Origin of the sequence: Natranaeroarchaeum sulfidigenes, assembly GCF_017094485.1 — an archaeon.
In the GTDB taxonomy this organism is placed as follows: Archaea; Halobacteriota; Halobacteria; order Halobacteriales; family Natronoarchaeaceae; genus Natranaeroarchaeum; species Natranaeroarchaeum sulfidigenes.
The window spans coordinates 366,809-389,066 of the sequence record NZ_CP064786.1; the positions used below are offsets into that span (position 1 = coordinate 366,809).

At 62.1% G+C, this 22,258-nt stretch carries 25 protein-coding genes; 13 read left to right on the top strand and 12 right to left on the bottom strand.

Translation table 11 applies throughout. From position 1 onward, the window contains the following. The first annotated feature begins 21 nt into the window (after positions 1-21). Complete coding sequence (locus AArcS_RS01885) at positions 22-573, top strand: AAA family ATPase (protein WP_238478729.1); 552 nt, start codon at positions 22-24, stop codon at positions 571-573. Further along, on the top strand, positions 570-986 hold the full coding sequence (locus AArcS_RS01890) for an RNA-binding domain-containing protein (protein ID WP_238478730.1): 417 nt from the start codon (positions 570-572) through the stop codon (positions 984-986). Before AArcS_RS01885 ends, AArcS_RS01890 begins: the two co-directional genes overlap by 4 nt. Here AArcS_RS01890 and AArcS_RS01895 read toward each other — a convergent pair. From AArcS_RS01895 to AArcS_RS01915, 5 genes are all read right to left on the bottom strand, one after another. Continuing rightward, complete coding sequence (locus tag AArcS_RS01895; RefSeq protein ID WP_238478731.1) at positions 983-1,945, bottom strand: nucleoside recognition protein; 963 nt, start codon at positions 1,943-1,945, stop codon at positions 983-985. The two genes, AArcS_RS01890 and AArcS_RS01895, sit on opposite strands and share 4 nt — an antisense overlap. Before the next feature lie 51 nt (positions 1,946-1,996). Continuing rightward, positions 1,997-2,671, bottom strand: a complete 675-nt coding sequence (locus AArcS_RS01900; protein WP_238478732.1) for a hypothetical protein — start codon at positions 2,669-2,671, stop codon at positions 1,997-1,999. A gap of 210 nt (positions 2,672-2,881) precedes the next feature. Then, complete coding sequence (locus tag AArcS_RS01905; RefSeq protein ID WP_238478733.1) at positions 2,882-3,412, bottom strand: DUF7344 domain-containing protein; 531 nt, start codon at positions 3,410-3,412, stop codon at positions 2,882-2,884. 282 nt (positions 3,413-3,694) lie between these two features. Next, positions 3,695-4,117, bottom strand: a complete 423-nt coding sequence (locus AArcS_RS01910) for a nucleoside 2-deoxyribosyltransferase (protein ID WP_238478734.1) — start codon at positions 4,115-4,117, stop codon at positions 3,695-3,697. A gap of 115 nt (positions 4,118-4,232) precedes the next feature. Continuing rightward, positions 4,233-4,739: a hypothetical protein gene (locus AArcS_RS01915; RefSeq protein ID WP_238478735.1), complete on the bottom strand. Its 507-nt coding sequence runs from the start codon at positions 4,737-4,739 to the stop codon at positions 4,233-4,235. A gap of 441 nt (positions 4,740-5,180) precedes the next feature. Here AArcS_RS01915 and AArcS_RS01920 point away from each other — a divergent pair, with 441 nt between their 5' ends. The 4 genes from AArcS_RS01920 to AArcS_RS01935 all read left to right on the top strand — a co-directional run bounded on the left by AArcS_RS01920 (position 5,181) and on the right by AArcS_RS01935 (position 9,490). Further along, on the top strand, positions 5,181-5,765 hold the full coding sequence (locus AArcS_RS01920) for a hypothetical protein (RefSeq protein ID WP_238478736.1): 585 nt from the start codon (positions 5,181-5,183) through the stop codon (positions 5,763-5,765). 37 nt (positions 5,766-5,802) lie between these two features. Continuing rightward, positions 5,803-6,948 (top strand): CARDB domain-containing protein, encoded by a 1,146-nt coding sequence (locus AArcS_RS01925; RefSeq protein WP_238478737.1) that lies wholly within the window; start codon positions 5,803-5,805, stop codon positions 6,946-6,948. 97 nt (positions 6,949-7,045) lie between these two features. After that, entirely contained in the window at positions 7,046-8,203 is a 1,158-nt protein-coding gene (locus tag AArcS_RS01930) for a signal peptidase I (RefSeq protein WP_238478738.1), read from the top strand. Positions 8,204-8,329: 126 nt separating this feature from the next. Then, positions 8,330-9,490: a DUF5305 domain-containing protein gene (locus tag AArcS_RS01935; RefSeq protein ID WP_238478739.1), complete on the top strand. Its 1,161-nt coding sequence runs from the start codon at positions 8,330-8,332 to the stop codon at positions 9,488-9,490. Here AArcS_RS01935 and AArcS_RS01940 read toward each other — a convergent pair. The 3 genes from AArcS_RS01940 to AArcS_RS01950 form a co-directional block, all read right to left on the bottom strand. Next, positions 9,487-10,659, bottom strand: coding sequence for a hypothetical protein (locus tag AArcS_RS01940; RefSeq protein ID WP_238478740.1), 1,173 nt, complete (start codon positions 10,657-10,659; stop codon positions 9,487-9,489). The two genes, AArcS_RS01935 and AArcS_RS01940, sit on opposite strands and share 4 nt — an antisense overlap. Positions 10,660-10,778: 119 nt before the next feature. After that, complete coding sequence (locus AArcS_RS01945) at positions 10,779-11,012, bottom strand: helix-turn-helix domain-containing protein (RefSeq protein ID WP_238478741.1); 234 nt, start codon at positions 11,010-11,012, stop codon at positions 10,779-10,781. Next, positions 11,009-11,191: a DUF7501 family protein gene (locus AArcS_RS01950; protein WP_238478742.1), complete on the bottom strand. Its 183-nt coding sequence runs from the start codon at positions 11,189-11,191 to the stop codon at positions 11,009-11,011. The genes AArcS_RS01945 and AArcS_RS01950 overlap by 4 nt, the downstream gene beginning before the upstream one ends. Before the next feature lie 178 nt (positions 11,192-11,369). Here AArcS_RS01950 and AArcS_RS01955 point away from each other — a divergent pair, with 178 nt between their 5' ends. Beyond that, positions 11,370-11,759 carry a CopG family ribbon-helix-helix protein gene (locus tag AArcS_RS01955; protein ID WP_238478743.1) on the top strand — a complete coding sequence of 130 codons (390 nt, stop codon included), beginning with the start codon at positions 11,370-11,372 and terminating at the stop codon, positions 11,757-11,759. 3 nt (positions 11,760-11,762) lie between these two features. Here AArcS_RS01955 and AArcS_RS01960 read toward each other — a convergent pair whose 3' ends face one another. Then, positions 11,763-12,191, bottom strand: a complete 429-nt coding sequence (locus AArcS_RS01960; protein WP_238478744.1) for a CopG family ribbon-helix-helix protein — start codon at positions 12,189-12,191, stop codon at positions 11,763-11,765. Positions 12,192-12,297: 106 nt separating this feature from the next. On the opposite strand from AArcS_RS01960, the gene AArcS_RS01965 reads away from it, so the two are divergent. The 4 genes from AArcS_RS01965 to AArcS_RS01980 are packed head-to-tail and all read left to right on the top strand — an operon-like array spanning position 12,298 to position 16,035. Continuing rightward, positions 12,298-13,506, top strand: a complete 1,209-nt coding sequence (locus tag AArcS_RS01965; protein ID WP_238478745.1) for a GTP-binding protein — start codon at positions 12,298-12,300, stop codon at positions 13,504-13,506. Then, a complete protein-coding gene (locus AArcS_RS01970; protein ID WP_238478746.1) occupies positions 13,506-14,858 on the top strand; it encodes a CobW family GTP-binding protein in 1,353 nt (450 codons plus the stop codon). The genes AArcS_RS01965 and AArcS_RS01970 overlap by 1 nt, the downstream gene beginning before the upstream one ends. Beyond that, positions 14,855-15,469 (top strand): MogA/MoaB family molybdenum cofactor biosynthesis protein, encoded by a 615-nt coding sequence (locus AArcS_RS01975; protein ID WP_238478747.1) that lies wholly within the window; start codon positions 14,855-14,857, stop codon positions 15,467-15,469. Before AArcS_RS01970 ends, AArcS_RS01975 begins: the two co-directional genes overlap by 4 nt. A 50-nt stretch (positions 15,470-15,519) precedes the next feature. Next, on the top strand, positions 15,520-16,035 hold the full coding sequence (locus AArcS_RS01980) for a hypothetical protein (protein ID WP_238478748.1): 516 nt from the start codon (positions 15,520-15,522) through the stop codon (positions 16,033-16,035). Positions 16,036-16,039: 4 nt separating this feature from the next. On the opposite strand, the gene AArcS_RS01985 is transcribed toward AArcS_RS01980, so the two are convergent. Next, complete coding sequence (locus AArcS_RS01985; RefSeq protein ID WP_238478749.1) at positions 16,040-16,735, bottom strand: SDR family NAD(P)-dependent oxidoreductase; 696 nt, start codon at positions 16,733-16,735, stop codon at positions 16,040-16,042. A 198-nt stretch (positions 16,736-16,933) separates the two neighbouring features. Here AArcS_RS01985 and AArcS_RS01990 point away from each other — a divergent pair, with 198 nt between their 5' ends. Further along, on the top strand, positions 16,934-17,425 hold the full coding sequence (locus AArcS_RS01990; RefSeq protein ID WP_238478750.1) for a Tfx family DNA-binding protein: 492 nt from the start codon (positions 16,934-16,936) through the stop codon (positions 17,423-17,425). On the opposite strand, the gene AArcS_RS01995 is transcribed toward AArcS_RS01990, so the two are convergent. After that, positions 17,422-18,768, bottom strand: a complete 1,347-nt coding sequence (locus AArcS_RS01995) for a metallophosphoesterase (protein WP_238478751.1) — start codon at positions 18,766-18,768, stop codon at positions 17,422-17,424. The genes AArcS_RS01990 and AArcS_RS01995 overlap by 4 nt on opposite strands. Before the next feature lie 170 nt (positions 18,769-18,938). Next, positions 18,939-20,810 (bottom strand): heme-binding protein, encoded by a 1,872-nt coding sequence (locus tag AArcS_RS02000; protein WP_238478752.1) that lies wholly within the window; start codon positions 20,808-20,810, stop codon positions 18,939-18,941. Between the two features lie 116 nt (positions 20,811-20,926). On the opposite strand from AArcS_RS02000, the gene AArcS_RS02005 reads away from it, so the two are divergent. Then, a complete protein-coding gene (locus tag AArcS_RS02005) occupies positions 20,927-22,252 on the top strand; it encodes an oxidoreductase (RefSeq protein ID WP_238478753.1) in 1,326 nt (441 codons plus the stop codon). Positions 22,253-22,258: the final 6 nt, after the last annotated feature.

A 22,258-nucleotide genomic window follows, 5' to 3' on the forward strand; every position in this document is an offset into this window, starting at 1 on the left:
CGTCGGCGCTATCCACTTTTAATGAGAGTAATCGGTACCGTCGGCCTCGCCGGAAGCGGCAAGGGCGAAGCCGCGACCGTCGCCGAGGAACAGGGCGTCCCCGTCGTGACGATGGGCGACGTGATCCGCGAGGAGTGTCGGGACCGGGGGCTCGATCCGGCCACCCAGCACGGCACCGTCGCGCAGGCGTTGCGCGAGGAGAACGGTCCCGCGGCCGTCGCCGAGCGCTCCCTGCCGCTGCTCCGGGAGGCTCTGGATGAGCACGACACCGTTCTCGTCGACGGCATCCGTAGCGGCGTCGAGGTCGACGTCTTCGAGGACGCGTTCGGCGAGGACTTTTTCCTCGTCAGCATCGAGGCACCCTTCGAAGTGCGAGCCGAACGAATCACCGACCGGGGACGCGATGCAGACGCAGAAAACGGCGGTGAGGCGCTCCGCGAGCGCGACGAGCGCGAACTCGGCTTCGGGATGGACGACGCGATGGATCGGGCGGACCTGACAATCGAGAACACCGACAGTCTGGAGGCGTTTCGCGAGCAAGTTACGGGCGTCATCGAGGGGGAACTCGTATGATATACAGCATCGACGTCGAGATCACGGCACCAGTACGGGATACTGAAGTCACCGACCGCGTGAGCGACGCGGTGACCAACCTCTTCCCCGAGGCAGAGGTAACTGAGGCACACGGCGAGATCCGCGGCGAAGCGCACTCGATGGATCACTTCTCCGAACAGCTCCACCGCCAGGAGATCCTCGATACCGCCCGTGGGGCGTTCTTCGAGAACCATAACCGCGATGTCTTCACCTTCGAGCTGAAGAAAGGCCCCGCATTCGAGGGACGGGTCAACTTCGCCGTCGGCAATCCCGACGAGCTGGGCGATATGCACGTTCGGGTCTACGTCGACGAGCCGTCAGTCGAGGAGTTTATCGATGCCGTTGCGCCGCCGACCGAGGACGGGAAGCCGATCACGAGCGACGAGCACTAGACGACCAGCAACAGCGCGACGGTCAGGCTGATAAAGACGATTTTCAACACGGTGTTGACGATGATCACTTTCGTCCCGAACTCAGCACCCCAGATGCTGTACTGAAACGGGATCGATCGTCTGAACGTCGAGAACGCAAAAGAGACTACTCCTCCGACGAGCATGGCGACCACTGCCTGCGTAGCAGTAAAGGGATCACCGAGCTGTGGCGCGATGGCGACCGCCCCGGCAGTCGTGTCGACGGCGTAAATCGCGATCACCGGGATCGCCTCGGGCGGGAGCTCGAGCAGGCCCGACAGCGGCGCGGCGAAATCGAGCGCTTCTGCGATGTCGTAGGACTCGATCAGGACGACCACGACGGCGTAGATTATCGCCAGACGTGGGACGATCTTCCGGAGCAGTTTCCAGGTGCGTTGGAGTGCGCTCCGAACCTTTTCACGGCGCGATCGTGGCTCGTCATCTGGCCCCTCGACCGACTCCATCGCAGTCGGATCGACGTTGCGCTCGGTGAGCAAGAGCGCCCCGGCGAGAATCCCGGTGAGCGTGATCGCCAGCGCGATGCCAGCGCGTGCACCGACGTAGAGCACGCCGACCTGGACGCCGAGGATGGGGATGAGGACTGGAATGTAGAAGGTGAAGATGTGCTGGACGAAGCCGAAGAACGTGTTGATGGTGACGGCGACGAGGGTCGCCCGGTCGTCGAGCAGGCCGGATTCGCGAAACTCCGCGAGCATGCCGTAGCCCGCGGTTGTCGAGGTTGCGGTGGTGAGGATAGCCGTGCCGACCTCGTTTGGGAGGTTCGCCGGACCAGTGAGTGGTTTCGAGAGGACAGCGATGTACTCGACTGCGCCGAACTCGACGGCGAGGTTCGCGAGCGTGACGCCGACGCCGATTGCGAGGGCGATGGTGAGGATTCGGGGGAGGACGTCAGAGAGGAGGAGGGTGGAGAGGGTTGTCACTGAATAATTTAGAGGACGGAGGTTGAATAGGGGTACTGATTTATACTAATTCTATGGTAGAGTTACCGAATCGGATGTAACTTCATCACCATCATCATTAACTAGAACCACAGTCACAGTATCTCCCGATCTGCCATTACTGTCTCTGTAGTCGTCTTCATTCTGTGGTAGACCATCCTCAATAAGATCATCGTTAACGCGGAACTCTACTGAACCACCCTCAATGATCGGATCTGTTGTCCACGAGTAGTCTCGATTATCACTGTTCCCCGACCGGTTGTCGAACGACAGGGTGATTTCTGCGTCTTCCTCATCACCTTCTTCTGGAGGGTCCTCATCGTCATCATTGCCACCACCAGGGCCAGGATTTGTTACCCCGATACCATCTCGACTGAGTGAAACCGATTCCCCATTTTGTCCGGATACATCTACATCAAACGAAATTTCATCAGCCTCATTGTGGCCACCCCCATCGATATCTATGTTGATTTGCTGACTCTCTTCGGACCCAGGATCAACTGCCACAGTTGCAAAGTTACCCTCTTCTTCACCGTTTATAACCAAATTAAAATCTTCTTTAGATGCATCGCCAGTTAATTCGATAGTGAAGTCAAATGTATTATTAAAATTGTTAGTAACAGTGAGAAGTTCATTCAGGCTATTCGATTCAACCTCGTCTGCGATATCAAGCCCCACAAGTGCTGCAGGGTCGTCAGACGCGCTCATAGAAATTCCTCGCCCGGCGGAGACAGAGCTAAACGCGCCAGTGCTGTACAGCGCACCGACACCAACCGAAGTAGCCCCCAGTCCTAGGAACGCCCGCCGCTTCATTACCAGATAGTACATTCTCAACCATCATAACTGCTGTGAACATACCTATTCAGAAACTAAACTACAAATACACAATATAGCATCGCCTTCGACCAAATTAGGGACTCACGGCGGCCGTTCCATCTCTCCAAGCCGATTCTGTCGCCCCTGATAGACGTGATAGGCCGCCGACCCGGCAAACAGCATCAGCACCGCAAACGCCCATCCGACTTCCGGCACAGTCTCAGTAGGGAGCACCTCGAACCAGACTCCAGCCAACACCAGCGCACCGATAACCGACAACCCGAGGTAGTACTCACCCCAGGGGATCGAATCGCCGGGGACGATGTCCATGTAGACCTCCATTCGTTCAGCCTGCTCGGTCAGCGTCACCTCGCCGTTCTCGTAGACGACCATCCCCGCGTCGTCGAGCGTTGGCAGATGAGTCTGCTGGAGGGAGGTGTAGACGCGCTTTCGCTCCGCGGAGTCGATCTCTGCGATCTCCTTGTCGAGTTCCCAGGCCGCGACTTGCTCGGCGAGATCCGAGACCGTCACTGTCTCGCCTTGCTGCTTGCAGAAGTGGATGGTGTACCGACGGCGGTGGTTGCTCAGAAGATCGAAGATCTCGCCCCGGTCGGGCAACTCGTCGGCAGACATACGGGTTATTGCGGGAGATGTGAGGATGGTTGTTAGTTGTTTCGGGTCGCAGAATGATTTGTTTACGTGATTGGCTCTGTTTCTAACGGTACTAACAGCCCGAAAGCCCCTGCCCGGCTCCGGTCGAGGGGCTCGCTGCGCGCGGGACTGCGTCCCGTGCTTGCGTCGCCCGTCGTCCCGGACCCGGCCAGCCCCTTTCAGTCCCCCCCGCGTTCTTGTGTGGGCGAGTACTGTCGTGGGGAAGACGGGGTGGCAGAAATCTGCGGGTGGTCCTACGGCAGCTCAGACGTGCTGGCTCAGGAACGCGTCTATCGTTGGTCTGGCGTCGTCGAGCGTCTCGTACTCGACCACTTCAACATCGGGATTCCCGCGGACCATCGCCGACAGCTCGTGATCTGCGTCGGGGCGATACAGCGCAAGTACCGGTTTGTCCCAGGCGACAGCCCGACCGAGTTCGTAGCCTACGCCGAGGCTGGGGGTGGTTACTTCGGCGATCACGGCGTCGGCTTCGCGAAGCCAATAGACATCCTGATTGTAGATGTCGGCGTCCGTGAGTCCCTGGGCCTGTTCTTTGGCTTCGACGTCCTGCTCGCCGATGTGCTCGGTGAGGACGTCGCCGTGCCTGTTGAGGTGGTTGATCAGGTCGGCGTAGAGGTCGACATCGTCGCGGCCGCCGCGGATCGAGGCGCTGAAAAATAGGTTCATATAAAAATTCGAGCTAAGTCATATAATATATGCTGTTAAAAATATTTATAAGGGGTTTATAAGTTATAAAAACTAAATAATTAATTAAATTACAGATGGTGATGGTGGCCTTGCTTTATTCCGTGTTTGCTGAAACAGTAATTGAGCCTGGAATGTCATCATCATCGCCAAGTACAAATACGACTTCAAGTTCTCTATCATCTTCCGTTGTAACAGTTAATTCATCTCCGGAAACCTCGCTTGTGACAAAATACATTCCATTCCCATCGTCGTCATCAGCGCTATCCGCAAGTTCGGCGGTCCCGTCACTGCCTGAAATTGTTACAGTAACCTCTTCAGAGCCGTCATTACCAATCCGTAGTCCCGGATCGAACCTTGTCACTCCGTCCGTGTTCAGTGAGTCTTGATTGAATTCGATAGTATTTCCGTCGCCGTCGGCACCATCATGGAGCGAGTCACTCAGTATTTCTAACTGAAGTAGAGCGGCCGCGTCGCCTTCTGTGCTCACTTCCACCTGCCGCTCCGCCTCAACACTACTAAACGCGCCCGTGCCGAATACTGCGCCGCCGCCGACTGTCAGTGCACCGAGTCCGATCAGAACGCTTCGTCGATTGGATTTCATGGTTGAATCTTGTTGCGCTTAGTTTGCGCTTACCCAGTACGAGAAACCCTACCCACATTGTATTAGGGTGCTTGAAGCATGGATTGACGAGCAATATATTTTTCAAGCTGGGCTTGAACCCGCCGGAGTACTGCAATTCCTCCAAAACACCGCCTCGACAACCATGGCCAACAGCACCACGCATTCGGGAGAAAAACGGCACAAAACCGCTACAATGTGTGGAATGTGTAGAAATTGTACCGTGCAGACGGCTCGATTGCGCCCGCCGACCCAGCTCAATCGCGGATCGAACGCAGCAAAACAACCCTTCAAGCCCACCTTTCCGACAGATGGGGCAGCGATGACTAGGTTCAAGCTACTCAATACAAAGTGGGTAGGACGTTGAGTACTGGTACAACAGTCGAGCGGTAACCACAGCTTAGACACGGATCGGACACACCAATGGGAACAAGTCGACGAAAGATGATGCTCGGTCTCGGCGCGCTCACAGTGAGCGGTAGCGCCATCTTCGGCTCGGGGGCGCTCACGCAGACCGAAGCCCAGCGTGGCCTGCAGGTCGAAGTGCATACCGAGGCCGGGATTGCAGAGCGCTTCGCCGACGTGCTCCTGCAGTCCGAACCCTACAGCAGCGCGGGATTCAATGCCTCCGAGGACGAGGCGACGAACCTCTTTCCGGAACAGAACGACTACGAGGATGTCGACGGGTTCAGCTCATCCGGCGAGGAAGTCAGTATCCTGAACGAGGACGTCACAATCGAGTTCGGCTCCCTCCTGGGGAGCGCGAGGAACGCGTACAACGATCTGTTCCGGATCGTGAACCTCGACGACGGCGAGGACTCCCGGGCCTTCGACGTGAGCTTTCACGTGGACGCCGACGAGGTCGACATCGAGATCAACGACGGAAACGACATCGAGAACGTGGGTGTCGACACGACCGAACAGATCGACGTCTCGATTAGTCCCGAGAGCGGCGTCGACGAGATAACCGAGGGAACGCTCATCATCGAGATCAGTGCATCCCAGTAAGACTCGACCACAGAGTGAATGAACACCTGAATCGACTATGCGAAGAACAAACCTCCTGCTCATTGCCGCGGTCTGCCTGTTGGCGCTGTTCGCAGCGCCGACTGTGGTGGCAGGGGAGGACTCGCCGTCGGATACGATCACTATCGAGGCGACCGACGACAGCGTGGCGACGATCGAGGACAGCGAGATCAGGATCGACGCCGACACGCTGCCATACGCAACGGGGAGCGTCGACGAGGCGTTCCAGATCCGCTCGACCGGAGACACCGAGCAGCGCGTCTGGGTGACAAGCGACGTCGAGGGCGTCGAATTCCACCGGAGCGACACCGGCGAGCCGGTCGAAGAAGTGACCCTGAACCCCGGCGAGTCGGTGGGCGTGGGCCTCGAAGTCGATAGCTCGAAGGATCTGGATGGCGACGTGTTCACGATTCGCGTCGAGACCGAAGAGGAGGATAGTGAGTCATCCTCGATTTCGGTGACCGATGTCGACGTCGACCCGCGGGAGGTAGAGACCGGAGAGTCCTCGACGGTGACCGCGACGGTCGAGAACAGCGGTGACGGGCCGGGCTCGACGCGGGTTGGGCTGTCCGTCGACGGGACGATCGTCTCCCAGCAACTCGTCAGTCTTCGCGCGGGCGAGACCACAGCGGTGACGTTCGATCGCACGTTCCAGCAGTCCGGCGAGTACGAGATCGCGGTGACGAACCGCCCCGGCGTGACGGTCTACACGACCGATGCAGGGACGGTAACTGTCACGGACCCACCCAGTGGTCCCTCCTTCGAGGTGACTGACGCGGCTGTGTCGGCGACCGAAATCGACCCCGGCGAGAACGTCGACGTCACGGCCACCGTCGCGAACGTCGGCGACGAGGACGGGACTTTCACAGCGGAACTCGCGATTGCTGGTATCGTCTTCCAGAGCCAGCAGGTCGACGTGGCGGCTGGCGAGGAGGAGACGGTCACCTTCACCCGCGGGTTTGCCGACGAAGGCACCTTCGCAGTGAGCGTCAGCGGCAGCGACGCCAGCGAGGTAACCGTCGGGTCGCCGGGCGAGACCGTTGTCGAGACCACACAACGATATCTGAGTAATCCGGCGACGGCAAGCGTCGGGCTGGCCGCGCTGGTCGGACTGCTTGCGATCGGTCGCAGCAGCATCTGGGAGCTGGCCCGCCGGTACGTCTGAGGAACAAATATATCACCGTTGCTAGCCCACACCTCTGTATGCAGAATACTTCCCGGATACGTATGGGCCAGCCCAGCCCGGGAAGCGCGGGGGAACTATGACGCTCAGGTCCTACGTGGAGTGGGCGCTCGGTATTCTGCTGGTTGTCGTCGTGCTTGCGCTCTTGCTTGGCCAGTTGCTCGGCCAGCCGGTCTTGCTTGGCTTCGTCTCGACGGGTAGCATGGAGCCGACGATGAGCGCTGGCGATGGGTTCGTGGCAGTCCCATCGTTGGTCGCAGACGATACGAGCGAGGGCGATGTCGTGGTCTTCGAGGCCGAGGAACTCCACGGCGGCGGGCTGACGACCCACCGGGTTGTCGGGGAGACCGACGAGGGCTATATTACGAGAGGCGACGCCAACCCGTTCACTGATCAGGACGGTGACGAGCCGCCGGTCTCGGATGGGCAAATTGTCGCCCACGCCCTCCAGGTTGGTGATACAGTCGTGACCATTCCGCATCTCGGGACGGTCGTGATGGGCTTTCAGTCGGGTGCAGATAGCGTTCAGCAGTCCGTCGTCTCTGCCATGGGCGGGGAGGGCGGGCTTGAACGAACCCAGCTCGGCGGCGCGTTCGTCGCTCTTGGGATGTTCTTTATCGGGCTGGCCGTCCTGACCGGCTCGCGGAACGCGCGCGATCTCACACGCCCGTCGTCACGCCCCGATGTCGTGAAGATCTGGGTGGTCGGCGGCGCGGTACTCGTCGTGCTGGTCGTCGCCGCGACCGCGGCGATGGTCGTGCCCGCGGGGATTCAGGAGTACGGCGTGGCAAGCTCGGAGACGCCCGAAGACGATCCGCTGGTGATCGAGGCGGGCGGCAGTTCGACGGTCGAGCATACCGTGCGAAACGACGGTTTCGTCCCCGTTGTCGTCTTCTTCGAGCCCGGCGAGGACGTCACGACCGATCCGGATCGGACGTGGGTGAGCCGCGGCGCTACCGCCGAGACCAGCGTCACGCTGTCAGTCCCCGAGGAGGAAGGAAGATACACACGTCACGTCACCGAGCACCGCTATCTCGTGGTGTTGCCACCCTCGCTGATCGCGGGACTGCACTCGATTCATCCGCTGGTCGCGCTGTTGACCATCAACGCCGTGATTTCTATCGGCGGGCTGGCCGCGATCGTCGCCCTGTTCGGAACGGGCGATATCCGGCTCAGGTCGGGCAAAGACGTCCCGCTTGCATATCGACTCCGACGGAAGCTCCGCAAGTGGCTGTGACTTCGCCCCAATGATTTTCCAACAAAATTATATCATGGGAATGCGGTATTACGAACGACTCGTGCCCGACGGTCGACGGAACACGGTGCAACACGCCGGAGACCGACGACTGTCACACCAATTACAATGCCACTGATCGACGACCCTCGCGCGAAGCTACTGATCGCAAACCACGGGCGGAACCTGATGATCGCGCTCGCAGTCGTCGGAGTGATCGCGCTCGTCGTCGCGGCGGGCATCGCGTTGACGCCACCGACCACGACCGCGACCGAGCAGACTGACCAGCAGTCGATCGAGACGACCGGGATGATCAGTGCCGAGGTCGTCGACGAGGAGGAATGGAGTGGCGTCTCCAGTGACGGATCGACGTATCTTATCGAGGCCTCACCAGTCGTCGACATCGAACCCCAGACGTCTGCGCCGGATGGGACTGCGGTAACCCACGAGGTAACTCTGCAGATCGAGGGGACCCGTGACGGTGACGTGTTCTGGAACGAGGAGGAGGTACTCATCACCGAAGAGACGACTGTCGAGGACGGCGACGCGACCACGACTACCTCGGTCGACGTCGAGGAACTGCAGGAACGACTCGCCGAACTGCAGGAACGACTCTCCGGAGTGGGGAGCGTCGAAACGACGATCCACCTGCGGACAGAGTACGATACGGGAACCTACGAGGGTGACCTTACAACGAGCAGTGAGCTGGAGGTAACCGACCGCGCCTACTGGTTCGAGTCGGACCTGACCGACTCGGAGACCCGTGATACGACGAGAACGGTCGAGGAGACCGGCTCGCCGAACTGGATGGCCGTCTCGTTGTTCAGTCTCATCGGACTGTTCTTCCTGACTGCGGCTGGAACAGTTCGGGCGACCAATCCCGAGGAGATGGATATCGCGGCGATCAAACAGGAGATCCACCGGCGTCGGTACGCCGACTGGATCTCGACGGGCTCGATCCCGATGTGGGTCGGCAACAACTATATCGAACTCGACACGCTCGAAGACGTGGTCGACGTCGCGATCGACACGAAAGAACGAGTGGTACACGACCGGCGCCGGGACCTCTTTGCGGTCATCAACGGGAACGTCGTCTACTACTACAGCAAGGTCGGCGACTGGGACGAGGGGGCCTGGCCCAAATTGAACCTTCCAGAAGCCGAGGAGCCGGTCAACGTCGCGGGCGGCGCGACGAGTCCTCCGGGCGAAGCACCCAGGGATGAGGACAGTGGGGACGACGACTCCGAGTCATCCGATAGCTGGGACGAGGACGTCTGGCGGAACTTCTAGCAGTTTTCGGCCGCTTCAAGCGCATCTTCGCCGTCCTCGAACCGCTGGTCCGCTTCGACGAAATCCCCCTGATCGGCCGCGTCGGCCGCGGCCGCGAACTCCTCGGCGGCCTCACCGAGATTGTCGGCACGACACTGGGCCTGATCGAATTCCGCATCGAACTCTCCGTCGGGTCGTGGCTCCGCGTCGAGTGCTTCGGATGCTGCTGTGAACTCCTCCTGTGCCCCGGAGAACGCAGCGCTTGCGGCCTCGAAGTCCTCGTTTTCGAACTCCGCTTTGCCGTCCTCCAGCAACTCTCGCCCATCGAGCATTGACTCGTGGCTCGATGACAGGCGAAAGAGCGAGTCGCTGCGGCCTGTCGCCCGATCGAACTCCCCATCGAGTTCCTCGTGAGCGTCGGACCGACCGTCGGTGAACGTCGAATTTGCCGCGTCGAACGCCGCGGTTGCATCGGCGAACCCACCGCGCGCATCGTCGTACTCTTCGGCACTGAACTGCTCCTGTGCGGTCTCAACGTACTCGACCCCATCGAGCAGCGTCGCGTAGCCCGTGGTTAGCACGTCGAAGCCGTCGGTGAAGGCAACGAGTTCGTCGAAGCCGTCGGTAACGGTCTCGAACTCGGCGTCGAGGTCGGTCAGCGTTGACTCGTCGGCCGAATCACGGTACTCGGAGCCCGCCGTTCGCGCACTCACCGCCCGTTCGATCGGATCACGGGCCCCGGTGATACTCTCCCGGAGTCGATCGATATCGTCGGGGTCGAACGACTCGTCGGAGTCCGCGAGTTCGGACGCACTGTCGAGCAGCTCGACGAACATCTCGATCATCGACTCGACGATTCCGACGTACGCCTGAGCGGCTACGATCTCTGTTTCGTGGCTTCCATCGTCGTCGGCTTCGGCGTCATCGAGCGCAGTTCGGGCCTCGGCAAGTCGGTCGCGAGGCTCGTTCTCATCGAACTCGATCCTGTCCGGATCCTCGAAGTCCGTTTCGACACTGTCGAGCGACAGCGCAGCAGTGTTTGCCAGCCCGACGGCGGTACGGATGTTGTCGGTAACTTCGTTCGCGGGATTACGTTCTGGGGCCGTCTCGTCGTCGAGGACGCCGGTGCAGCCTGCGAGGGGTCCCGTCACGCCAACACCAGCGGCGGCGAGAAATCGTCGTCGTTCCATACCCGCAATCAACCGGTGAACAAACTTAACAATTGTCGCCGCTCGGCTATCGGGGAGTTACTAGGTGATCTCCGTAGTTCCCACGCTGTCGTCAAAAAGAGAGCGCCAGTGTTCTATCGCTACCGGGTGGTGCAGCAATCGCCGTTAGCTTCAACGATTCCTTTAGATTCGAGCGTTCGGAGCGTCTCGAACAGCACCAGTTTCTGCATGTTCAGCCGATCGCTCAGCTCGTCGACGGTGTGGGGGCCGTCGGCGTCGAGTGCCATGTAGACGAGTTTGGCCGTCGGCGTTTCGATCTCGCTCGGAAGCGGCCTCGGCGTGTACGTCGTCGCAGTGGGGCGTCCGAGGCTCATCCGCTCCACTCACCTCCCATATCGCCCGCAATGTTCGAGCGCCAGGTGTCAAACTCGCTCTTGCACTCGGTGCTCGTGTGAATGTGGTCGACGAACCCCGCGCCGGGGTCGGTGAGTTCGGCGTCGCAAAACGGACAGGTTGACGGGTCCCTCCACGATGTCGAGGCGCTCTGGCTCATGTGTATCTGTTACTAATGGGGAACTCGAATATAAACTTAGGTCCATATGTATCCAATGTCTCGATTTTCCTAGTACGTGTATTATTGTTGTTTGTATAACTGGCACATGACACACTTTGCTCCACGGGGAGACACCGAAAAAGACAGGTCCTAACACCGTTCGGCACCATCGACAGATATGCGAACGAGTCTGAACATTCCCGAAGACGTGCTCGCGGAGTTCGACGCTGTCTGGCAGGCCGAGGGGTTTGATTCACGCTCGCGGGCGGTTCGTGAGGCGATCCAGGAGTACGTCGAGGCGCACTCGAAACTGGAGGAGATGTCGGGATCGGTGGCTGCGGTGATCGTTTTCGATTACGAACACGAAGAGGTGATCCGCGAACTCCACGGAATCCAACACGACTACCAGGATGCGATCAACGCGACCAGTCACGTCCACGAAGGCGAGTGGTGTCTGGAGACTGTCTTCTGTCGGGGGGATGCTGCCCGAATTCGGAAGCTGGTCTACGATCTCCGGGATTTCGACGGTGTGGGTCGTGTCAAACTACTCTCGTTGCGCAACCTTTAGTCCTCAGGACTGACTGGGGATTCCACCAACATCGTCGATCGGCTGAAGCGAGTAATCGACGGTCAACACGCCGTCCACCGTCCGGACGCCCGAAACGACATCGGACACATCCTCGATAGTCCCCTCGATGACGAACAGCTCCATACAGTAGCGCTCGCCGACGTGACCGTGAACGTTCGAGACGATCAGCGATTCGTACTCGTGACGCAAGTGGGTCACCTCGTTTTCGACATCAGAGCTCCCATACTCGAAGAGCACGGTAACGGTTCCCATCAGCTCCCGACCCTGAAGTTCGGGATCGTCGAACTCCCCGATGAGTCCCCGAACACTCTGTCTGAACACTTCGCTTCGGCCCGTGTACCCCCGGTCCTCGGCGAAGCTATCGACGGATTCCAGCAGTTCCTCCGGCAGCGAGATACTGACGACCGGCATATCGGTGCGTTTGTGGCCGGGGATAATAGTGGTTGTTATGTCTGAAGCAGTAATTAGTGGATGATTAATACTAAGTTGTTCTAAATTATTAACCCCACACGGACAAATGACAGACTCACCGATTCCCGTCACGATACTCAGCGGTAGCCTCGGTGCGGGCAAGACGACGACGCTCAACACCGTTCTCAACGAGGAGCACGGCCTCGACGTCGCCGTGGTCGTCAACGACATGGGCGAGATCAACGTCGACGCCGAACTGGTCGAACAGCAATCGGAGCTCTCGGAGGGCGACGAGGAGATCATCGAGATGTCCAACGGCTGTATCTGCTGTCGGCTACGCGGCGACATGCTCGAGGAAGTCGGCCGCCTCGCGGAGCGTCGCGATTTCGACTACCTGCTGGTCGAGTCCTCGGGCATCAGCGAACCGATCCCGGTCGCACAGACGTTCGCGCGCGGGTTCGAGGACGCCGAGTTCGATCCGACCGGAACGTACGAACTCGACACGATGGTCACGGTCGTCAACGCGCACAGCTTCTACGAGGCGTTCGATTCCGGGGCGGCGCTGACAGCCGACGAACTCACCCCCGAAGACGGTCGCGTCCCCGAGGAGGCGCTGCTCGACCAGATCGAGTTCTGTGACGTCCTCCTGCTCAACAAGTGCGATCTCGTGCCCGATGACGCGCTCGACGAGATCGAGGCCGTGCTCGAACGGCTCCAGCCCCGCGCGGAGATCATCCGAACCGAACACGGGAGCATCGATCCGGGACAGATCCTCGACACCGGGCTGTTCGACTTCGACGCCGCCAGCCAGTCCGCTGGCTGGAAACACGAACTCAACCACGATCACCATCACGACCCACAGGAAGAACACGGCGTGACGTCATTCACGTTCGAGGCGGATCGCCCGTTCCACCCCGTGCGGATCGCCGACCTGCTCGCCGAGCTCCCCGCCCAGATCATTCGCGCGAAGGGCTTCTTCTGGAGTGCGGGCCGCGAGGACGTGGCGATGGGGATCGACAAGGCCGGCACGTCGGTTCGAGCAGGACCGGCAGGACAGTGGATTGCCGCCTTGCCGCCCGCCCAGCAGGAACGGTACTTCCAGGCGCGTCCCGGTATCGAAGAGGACTGGGACGAGGAGTGGGGCGACCGCGGCACACAACTCGTCTTCATCGGCCGCGAGTTCGATGCGGCCCCGCTCGTCGAGTCGCTAGAGGACTGCGTGCTCACCGATGCCGAGATGGACGAAGACTGGACCGGATTTCCGGATCCGTTCGGGACCGACGACCAGCGCGAACTGGCGCTGGCCGACGACTGATGGCCGTTCCCGTGACCCTGCTCAGCGGCGGTCTCGGCGCGGGGAAGACGACGCTGGTCAACCGCGTGCTAACCCAGGCGGATCGTGACGTGGCCGTCCTCGTCAACGACATGGGCGAGGTCAACGTCGACGCCGACCTGATCGAGTCCCGCTCGGAGCTCTCCGGCGGCTCGGAGATCACCGAGCTCTCGAACGGCTGCATCTGCTGTGGGCTACAGGGCGAACTCGACGCCGCCCTGCTCGAACTCGACGGCGAGTCGTCGTTCGATCACCTGCTGGTCGAACCCTCCGGCGTGAGCGATCCCGCGCCGATCGTCGAGCGGTTCGTCCGCTCGCCCCGGATCGCGCCCAGATATGACCTCGACGCGCTCGTTACGGTCGTCGACGCCCGCGCGTTCCACGACACGGTCATCGAGGGGAAGCCTCTCGGCGCGGCCGACGAGGCTGACGAGAGTCGCCCTATTTCGGAACTGCTCGTCGAACAGGTCGAACTCGCCGACGTCTTGCTCGTCAACAAATGTGATCTGGTCGATGCCGACGAGCGTGCGGCTCTCACCGAGACGCTTCGGTCCCTCCAGCCGCGTGCGACGATCCACGAGACGACCCACGGCGATGTCGCACCCGACGAGATCCTCGATACCGGCCTGTTCGACGAGGAAGAGTCACAGTCTTCGGCAGCGTGGAAGCAGATCCTGCGCGACGCTGACGGCGGTGACACCGACGAGAGTGGTACGGAGCACTCGCATGGGGACCACTCGCACGAGGATCACGGCCACTCTCACGATGACCACTCGCACGAGGATCACGGCCACTCTCACGATGACCACTCGCACGAGGATCACGGCCACTCCCACGACGATCACGAGCATCCGCCGGAGGCGTTCGGACTGGACTCGTTTACGTACCACCGACGCCAGCCGGTACATCCGGGGCGATTCGTCGACTGCTTCCAGTCGTTGCCCCCGAGCGTTATCCGGATGAAAGGAATCCTCTGGGTCGCAGGCCGGGATCGCCACGCCTTCACCGCGAGCTTCGCCGGGTCGGCGACCAGAGTCGTCCCCGAGGGGCGCTGGATCGCCAGCCTCCCGGAGTCCAAACAGGAGATCTACCGACGCGGCGACGATCTCGACTGGGACCCCGACGTCGGCGACCGGGAGACCCGTCTGGTCGTCATCGGCAAGGGACTTGACGAGGCCGCAGTCACCGCCACGCTCGACGAGACGCTCGTCCGTGAGGGTGAACGCAAGGGACTGGACGACGACCGGTTCCCACGCCGCACCGATCAGGAGCTCGTGATCGACGCCTCTGGCGTCCGGAAGACGAAACCGGCGGCGCTGGAGGGTGGACGATGACCGCCGACCGCCTCGACCGTTCCGACCGTCGCGGAACCGACGATCACGGCCATGACGTCATCGATCCGCTGTACGTCGCCGTCGTCACCGTCTCGACCTCCACGTACGACGAGCACGACCCCGCTGACGCCCTCTCCTCGGTCGACGATCCCGGCGGCGACACCGCAGTAGCGGCGTTCGAGTCTGCGGGCCATCGCGTGACCGCCCGCGCGCTGGTCCCGGACGACGCTGACCGTATCGAAGACCTGCTGGAGTCCCTGCTGACGCGCGAGGACGTTGACACGATCGTCACCACGGGCGGCACCGGCGTCACGTCGGACGACGTCACACCCGACGTGGTCCTGGCAACGATCGACCGCCGTCTCCGTGGGTTTGGCGAACTGTTCCGCGCGCTCTCCTACGAGGAAGTCGGTACCCGCGCGATGGCGAGTCGTGCACTCGCCGGGGTCACAGCGGGTGTGCCGATTTTCTGTCTCCCCGGAAGCGCAAGCGCAGTAGAGCTGGCGACCGAGACCCTGATCGTTCCCGAGGCACCACATCTGGCCGGGCTGGCAACGCGCCATGAGGCGATCGATCCGGCGGGACAGGCACTCGTCGAGAACGATCTATAAAACACGCCCGATGCGTGCCGCTTTTGCCCGCGCCACCCGAACACTCCTCCGTGTCGACCGACCAGACGGGCCAGCGCGTCGAAGTCTATCCCGGCCGCGAGGTCATCGTCGAGTTCGACCCCGAGCTCACCTTCGAGTGCGTCGACGACTGCACCTGGTGCTGTCAGCACGGCGTCCTGCTGTACGACCGGGATTTTCTGGGCCTCGCCGAACGTGCGAACCTCAACGAGTCGACGACGGAGTTTCGCGGTCACGATTTCGTCCGACGCGAGGAGAAAGACCGAGACGAGCACGTCGCCGAGGACGGCGCTGCCTGTTATTTCCTGCGCGAGGATGGACTGTGCTCGCTCCACGCCGAACACGACTGGAAGCCCGCGCGCTGTTCGGTATTTCCGCTCGCAGTGACGCGCGAGGACGGCGAGCTTCACGTCGATATCCGTGATTCGGCCCACGAACATTGCGAGGGCCTCGATGTCAGCGAGCGCCGCGTCATCGACGAACTCGACGCGTTTCTCCCCGAAGTGCTCTGGGAACTGGACAATCCGGACAGCGATCGGGAGCTATAGCTCCTCATCGCGTCGCCATCTTCCACTCACGAAGCCCGAGGACCGCACCGTCTAGCTCCTCCGGATCGGCCTCTGTCGCCGCCCACAGGAACAGCGGCGCGACGTCCTCCGGAGCGCGCCCATCCGGTCCCGACAGATCGGTGGCGACCTGTCCGGGATCGACACAGCCGACTGTCTGCTCGATATCTACCGCGAACGCACGGGCGACGGCCTCGGCGGTCGCCTTCGAGACCGCATACGAGCCAATCCCCGCTTTCGCGTCACGGGCGACCGAGCCGGTCGGAACGATCACTCGGGCGCTGTCGGTCAGATGCGGCTTCGCCTCTTTGATCGTCGCGAAGACTCCTCTACCGTTCGTTCGCAGATGGTCGTCGTATGTGCTGTAACTCTCCGCGTCGATCGGTTCGTCGCCGGGGCTCCCGTGAAACACACCGGCGTTTGCGAACACATACTCGATGCCATCACCGGCAACCCGTGCGGCGGTTTCGACCAGCCGTTCGACGTCAAACTCGTCACGGACGTCGGCGCGGACGCCGGTTGCCGTCCCCCCGCTGGCCTCGATCTCGGCTACCACGTCGGCGATCTCATCGGCATCGCGCGCACAGGCGACGACGTGTGCGCCCTCGTCCGCGCAGGCGGCGGCGACCGCTCGCCCGATTCCACTCGTTGCGCCCGTCACGACCGCGGTACTGTCGTCCATACATCCGATTAGGGGCCCGGAGAGCCTAAACGTGGCCCAGGCGGCAAGGGTCACTATCGTGGTCAACGTCTCGCGTGCCGCGACGCCACGTCCAGGTGCTTTTTTGCGAGTGGGGGGCCAAACACCGCTAATGCCGTTCGATAGTACGTTCCCGTCCGAGACCGGTCGTCCTGCCGATCGCCACAGTAGAGGTGGACGATGAGCGAGAACGAGGCGCTCGACGTCGACGAACTACTCGACAGTATCGGCTTCGACGGGGACGAAAACGTCCTCACGCGCCGACAGGCGGAGGTGCTGACACTCCGCGAACGCGGACGCTCCCAGTCGGAGATCGCCGAGCGACTCGGCACCTCGCGGGCGAACGTCTCCAGTATCGAGTCGAGTGCGCGAGAGAACATCCGAAAGTCCCACGAGACGATCGCGTTCGCCGAAGCGTTACAGGCCCCGGTCCGGGTCCGGATCGATGCCGAGACGGACCTGTACGACGTGCCCGATCGTGTCTACGACGCCTGCGACGACGCAAACGTCAAGGTCACCCAATCCGCACCGGATCTGATGAAAGCGGTTAGCGACGCCGCGGGCGACGCGGTGGTCGGCAGAGAAGTGACGGCGTCGCTCGTCGTTAGCGTGACGACGAACGGGGATATCAACGTGCGGCGACCGGAGCCCGAGCAGGCCGACGCCTCCTAGCTCGCTGGCTGTTCTGCCCGCTCCGGATCGCCCGAGACAGTCGCGTCAGAAACGACCGTCCGATCGGGGAGCTCCGGGTTCGGCTCCCGGCTCCGCGTCAGGAACCGCTCTGTGAGGGTGAGCTCTTCCTTGCGTGGGTTGTCCTTCTCGATCTCCTCGTACTCGACCGCCACGCCCTCCTCGGTGGCCTCGATCCGAACGACCGGGATCTGGTAGCTCGGGGCGAACACCGGGGGAATGAGGCGTCCGGCGACGTCACGGCGATGAAGGCGTTTGAGCCACGTCCCGGTGTTGACCAGCAGCCGGTCGTCGACCTCTCTGATCCCCGGTCGGTGGGTGTGCCCATAACAGAAGACTGCCGTCTCCGGGCGCTCCTCGAAGACGTCCCGGGCCGCCTCGACGTAGGGTTCCTCCGGATCGACGGTCAGTGGCGTCTCGAAGACGCCGAATCGGTCGATCGTCTGCCTGACGTCCCGGATGAAGACGTACAGTGGGATGCCGATCAGCAAGAGTAGCCCCGCGACGATGGCGTTGAGCCAGAGTATCATGTACGCCGCGGTCCCGGCCAGCCCGAACTGGCTGAGGATCGCCTGTGTCCGCTCGACCGGCATCGACCAGATTCCGGCGAGGTCCAGCCCCGCGAGTACGGCGAGGATCACGCTGATGTTGAACAGCAACAGGAACGGAACGACGGCATAGCGCAGGAACGGGTTCATCTCACGATAAAAGTACTTCGAGATGAGCCAGTTGGGCATCCGTTCGGTCGGCGTCACCGCCTGCACATCCTTGAGCCAGTTGAACCGACCGCGATCGGATAGCTGGCCCGCCCGGCTCGTCACCTGGGTGTTGTAGAAGTAGCCAAGCGGCGTTGCGTGTTCGTTTCCGAAGTCGTCGATCCGGTTGTTCGGGTCCTGCTGGTGGCCGTGCTCGAAATGAATCGTTCGATCGCCAACGGGTCGGGTAGCCGAGAGCTCCTGTTTGAGGGTGATGTTGTACTCGGCGAACCGGTCGATGTACTCCTCGTAGGCGGCCAGCTCGTGGTCGTGGTTCCCGGGAAGTATCGTGATCGGCATCGTCTCGCCGGTCGCACGGAACTGCTCGAACAGCTCGGGATAGCTCGCTTCGAGGGCATCGAATTTCTGGATCCCCTCGATCGTGGTGAACTCCCAGAGGCCGAAGGCGTCGCCGTTGATAATCAGCTCGGCGTCCTCTTCGGTCTGTTCGAGCCGTTCAAGAAAGTCTATCAACTCGTCGAGAAAGTCGACGTGTTCTAACTGTTCATCGCCCCCGATGTGGAGATCACTGATGACGTAGTATGTTCGGTCGTCCCTGTCCTGACTCATTGCCCGGAGATTCACTTTCTAGAACTAAATGGTTTGTTCTCTCGTCGACGGACGTCCGGAAGCGCCTGTAACGTCTGATAGAGGGCAAACGATTCGGCTGGCACGTGGAACTCGCCGAACAGACTCACACGACGGGTACGACGGGCTCGGTGAAAAACGAGTACCGTCGTCTAGGCCAGGAAGACGTGACGTGGCCGGTCCGCCAGTACGTCCCGGCCCCAGTCGACAGTGTCACTGAAGGCGTCACTGCGGAAGAACTCCATGCAGTCCTCTTTCGTGTCCCAGCGACTCGCGATGAACATGTCGCAGTCGTCCTCGACGTTCGCGTAGAGGTCGGTCTGTCGGTGACCGTCCATCTCCGCCAGCAGGTCGCCGACGGTGTCGAACTTCTCGACGAAGTCATCCTCGTGTTCGGGCTTGACTGTGTAGAACATTCCCATCGTGCCGAAGGTGTCGGCATCGTCGCCCGCCTGCCGGACGATGTCAGGGAGGTCCGACAGGTAGTCGCTCGCGGTGTTGGCGGCGTCTTCGGTCTCCCAGATGCTGACCACTGCCGGGTCGGCGTCGGCTGTCTCGTAGACCGCCGTCTTGACGTGAGTGTCGTAACGGTCGAAGCCGTCGCTCAGGCTATCGACCTCCTCGCGGAGTTCCTCGACGTCGGCCGCCGAATACAGCACCAGAGCGTAGACGTCCTCGCCGTGGGGCTGGCCCGCATAGATACCACGGTTATCGAGCTCCTCGCGGATGCCCGCGGCGTCCTCGTCGGACCCGCTGTGGGCGTCCCCGTCGTCGCCGTCCTCGTCACCCTGATCGCCTGCCATGTCTTCGCCCTCGCCGACGGGGTGGAACTCGCTTTCCCCGCCGTCGAGGCTGCCCTGCAGGTAGCCGGTGACTCCGGGTAGCTCTTCGAGGAAGCCGCTGGCGATGCCCGCGGCCCGGTCGGTCTCCCAGCCGCTGACGACCGCGGTGTCCTCGCCGTCGGCGACGACCTCGGTGCCCAGATGGGAGTCGTAATGCTCGAAGTTCCCGCGCAGTCCCTCGACTTCCTCGTCAACCTCCTCGGTCCGCCCGTCGGAGTAGACGACGAGTGCGACCCCCTTGTCGGGTAGCGAGACGCCGAGCCGATCGAGTTCGCTCGGCACGTCGCGGCCGTTGCCGTCGTCCGCATCCGCTGAGACCGCGTCCCCGTGTTCGGCCTCCGCATCCGCGGGGGTCGCCGCCCCCTCGTCGCTGATTCCTGTCTCATCCGCGTCGTCGACGCCGACCGGGTCCCCGGCCAGCACGGCGTCGAGCTCTGTCGGGCTGAACCGTCGCCCCGAGTAGAACGGCCCGAACTCCGCGTAGCGTGAGGAGGATGGGTCAAAACGCATCTCGTAGAGGAGATCCTTGACGTCGGTCGGGTCGTCGGCGAAGAGGGTAACGCCCCACTCGAAGTCGTCGAGTCCGACGCTCCCGGAGATGATCTGGCTGACTTTCCCCGCGTACGAGCGCCCGATATCGCCGTGGCCGGACATCAACTCAGCACGGTCCTCGAAGGACAGATCGTACCAGTTGTGATCCGGCCCGCGCCGTTTGTCCATCGGGTAAAAGGAGACGAAATCGGCGTCCGGCAGGCTCGGATACAGCCGGGACTCGATGTAGTTTTTGATGCCCGGATCGGCCTCCTGCTCGGGGTCGAAGTACGCCTCCGCACCGGTGTAGCCCGACGCCTCGGTGACGGAGACGTACGAGCCAGTATGCTCGGTAAAGCGTGCGAAGGCAGTCGTCTCGAACTGGCGTTCCAGCGTGTCCAGATCCGCGAGTGTCGGCCGGAGGTGCAACAGCATGAGGTCGGCCTCGTGGCCGAGGACGGTGAACACCGCAGAGGCCCCCTCGTCGGCGTCCTCGACGGCTTCGGCCGCTTCGAGATACTCGACACCAGCATCGAGCGCGCGCTCGCGCTCGGCCGGCGCGGCCTCGGTCCAGGCGTCCCAGTCGATCGTCCGCAGATCGTGCAGCACGTACCAGCCCTCGTCGGTCTGTGGCGGTTCGCGTCTGTCCATATTTTCCCTTGGGACGGGGTCGTTAAGGGGCTTGCTTCCTGGCACTGTGTTCTGTCCGGTGGTCCTGCCCCGGCCTCCCCTCGCATTGAAGCCGTTCGCGGCGCTAGCAGTACCAGATGGCGCGACTGGAGGACTCCCTGACGATCGGCGACCTGACCCTGCGGAACCGCCTCTATCGCGCGCCGCTGCTCGAATGCGCGGGAAACGGCCCAGATGCAGTCGAGCAACTGATCGCCGACCTCGAACCGGGTGCGGCTTCGGGTGCGGGCCTGCTCTGTCAGGGTGCGACGATCGTCCGCGGGGAGGGCGGCTGTGCCGCGCCGGGGATGACCCGGGTTCACGACCCCGAATTTGTGGCCGGGTTGGCGAACCTCACCGATCGCATCCACGACCACGGCGCGCGGATTGCGATCCAGCTCGAATACGGCGGCCTGCGAAGCATGGAGACGTGGCACGCGGGCTACCGCGCCGACCATCCCGGACTCTCACAGCTCGCGGTCTCGAAGCCACCGTGGCAACTGCGCGCGCTCGACCGGCTCGGCGTCGTCTCCTACGATCCCGACGTGATGACGACCGAGCAGGTGTACGCGCTCGCCGCCGACTTCGGCCGCTCGGCGGGCTATGCCGTCGATGCGGGGTACGACGCCATCCACCTGGCGGGCGCGAACATGGGGATCATCCAGCAGTTCCTCTCCCCGTTTTACAACCGACGAGACGACGAGTTCGGCGGCACGCTTCGGAACCGGACGCGCTTTCTCGAACTCGTCCACGACGAGATCCGACGGCGGGCGGGCGACGTACCGATCCTGACTAAAGTTCCCGCCGAGACCGCCGCGCCGCGTGCCATCCAGCGGCATCTCACGCTGGAGGATGGCGTCGACATCGCGGCGCGACTCGACGTGGTCGGCTTCGACGCCATCGTCCCCGTCGTCACGTCGACCTTCTGGGACATGAGCATCGTTCGCGGGGAGTACCCAGAGCGCGCCTGGGCCGACGAGGGGTTTCAGGACGGCTACACCGAGGCGTTCGGGAGCCGGTACCGCGCCCGCGCAGTTGCCCTGCTTAACCGTTTGCAAGCGCGGCGATTCGACTTCGAACCGGGCTGGAACGAGGCGTTCTGTCGCCGCGTTCGCGAGCGTGTCGATGTGCCGGTTCTCGCCGAGGGCGGGATCCGCGAGCGCGAGCAGATCGGGCGACTGCTCGGTGCTAACGGCACCGGGCCGGCCTGTGATGCGGTCGGAATGGCCCGACCCTTCTACGCCGAGCCACGGCTTCCCGCACGCCTGCTCGACGCCGACCCGGACTCGCGGGTGCTCTGTGAGAGCTGTAACAATTGTACGGTGCCACAGGCCACCGGCGCACCCGGCGTCTGCCGGACGCCCGAAATCCTGCGGCGACACGGCGAGTTACAGAAAGAGGGGGCGTACGAGCGCAGTGAGTAGAACGTA

Excerpts from the sequence above, each read along its gene's own strand:
- AArcS_RS01975 (WP_238478747.1), top strand. The coding sequence starts at position 14,855 with ATGACCGCCGACCGCCTCGACCGTTCCGACCGTCGCGGAACCGACGAT.
- AArcS_RS01990 (WP_238478750.1), top strand. The coding sequence starts at position 16,934 with ATGAGCGAGAACGAGGCGCTCGACGTCGACGAACTACTCGACAGTATC.
- AArcS_RS01940 (WP_238478740.1), bottom strand. The coding sequence starts at position 10,659 with ATGGAACGACGACGATTTCTCGCCGCCGCTGGTGTTGGCGTGACGGGA.
- AArcS_RS01905 (WP_238478733.1), bottom strand. The coding sequence starts at position 3,412 with ATGTCTGCCGACGAGTTGCCCGACCGGGGCGAGATCTTCGATCTTCTG.
- AArcS_RS01890 (WP_238478730.1), top strand. The coding sequence starts at position 570 with ATGATATACAGCATCGACGTCGAGATCACGGCACCAGTACGGGATACT.
- AArcS_RS01885 (WP_238478729.1), top strand. The coding sequence starts at position 22 with ATGAGAGTAATCGGTACCGTCGGCCTCGCCGGAAGCGGCAAGGGCGAA.
- AArcS_RS01915 (WP_238478735.1), bottom strand. The coding sequence starts at position 4,739 with ATGAAATCCAATCGACGAAGCGTTCTGATCGGACTCGGTGCACTGACA.
- AArcS_RS01910 (WP_238478734.1), bottom strand. The coding sequence starts at position 4,117 with ATGAACCTATTTTTCAGCGCCTCGATCCGCGGCGGCCGCGACGATGTC.
- AArcS_RS01955 (WP_238478743.1), top strand. The coding sequence starts at position 11,370 with ATGCGAACGAGTCTGAACATTCCCGAAGACGTGCTCGCGGAGTTCGAC.
- AArcS_RS01945 (WP_238478741.1), bottom strand. The coding sequence starts at position 11,012 with ATGAGCCTCGGACGCCCCACTGCGACGACGTACACGCCGAGGCCGCTT.
- AArcS_RS01935 (WP_238478739.1), top strand. The coding sequence starts at position 8,330 with ATGCCACTGATCGACGACCCTCGCGCGAAGCTACTGATCGCAAACCAC.
- AArcS_RS01930 (WP_238478738.1), top strand. The coding sequence starts at position 7,046 with ATGACGCTCAGGTCCTACGTGGAGTGGGCGCTCGGTATTCTGCTGGTT.
- AArcS_RS01950 (WP_238478742.1), bottom strand. The coding sequence starts at position 11,191 with ATGAGCCAGAGCGCCTCGACATCGTGGAGGGACCCGTCAACCTGTCCG.
- AArcS_RS01985 (WP_238478749.1), bottom strand. The coding sequence starts at position 16,735 with ATGGACGACAGTACCGCGGTCGTGACGGGCGCAACGAGTGGAATCGGG.
- AArcS_RS02005 (WP_238478753.1), top strand. The coding sequence starts at position 20,927 with ATGGCGCGACTGGAGGACTCCCTGACGATCGGCGACCTGACCCTGCGG.
- AArcS_RS01970 (WP_238478746.1), top strand. The coding sequence starts at position 13,506 with ATGGCCGTTCCCGTGACCCTGCTCAGCGGCGGTCTCGGCGCGGGGAAG.
- AArcS_RS01965 (WP_238478745.1), top strand. The coding sequence starts at position 12,298 with ATGACAGACTCACCGATTCCCGTCACGATACTCAGCGGTAGCCTCGGT.
- AArcS_RS01925 (WP_238478737.1), top strand. The coding sequence starts at position 5,803 with ATGCGAAGAACAAACCTCCTGCTCATTGCCGCGGTCTGCCTGTTGGCG.
- AArcS_RS01995 (WP_238478751.1), bottom strand. The coding sequence starts at position 18,768 with ATGAGTCAGGACAGGGACGACCGAACATACTACGTCATCAGTGATCTC.
- AArcS_RS01920 (WP_238478736.1), top strand. The coding sequence starts at position 5,181 with ATGGGAACAAGTCGACGAAAGATGATGCTCGGTCTCGGCGCGCTCACA.
- AArcS_RS01900 (WP_238478732.1), bottom strand. The coding sequence starts at position 2,671 with ATGAGCGCGTCTGACGACCCTGCAGCACTTGTGGGGCTTGATATCGCA.
- AArcS_RS01960 (WP_238478744.1), bottom strand. The coding sequence starts at position 12,191 with ATGCCGGTCGTCAGTATCTCGCTGCCGGAGGAACTGCTGGAATCCGTC.
- AArcS_RS02000 (WP_238478752.1), bottom strand. The coding sequence starts at position 20,810 with ATGGACAGACGCGAACCGCCACAGACCGACGAGGGCTGGTACGTGCTG.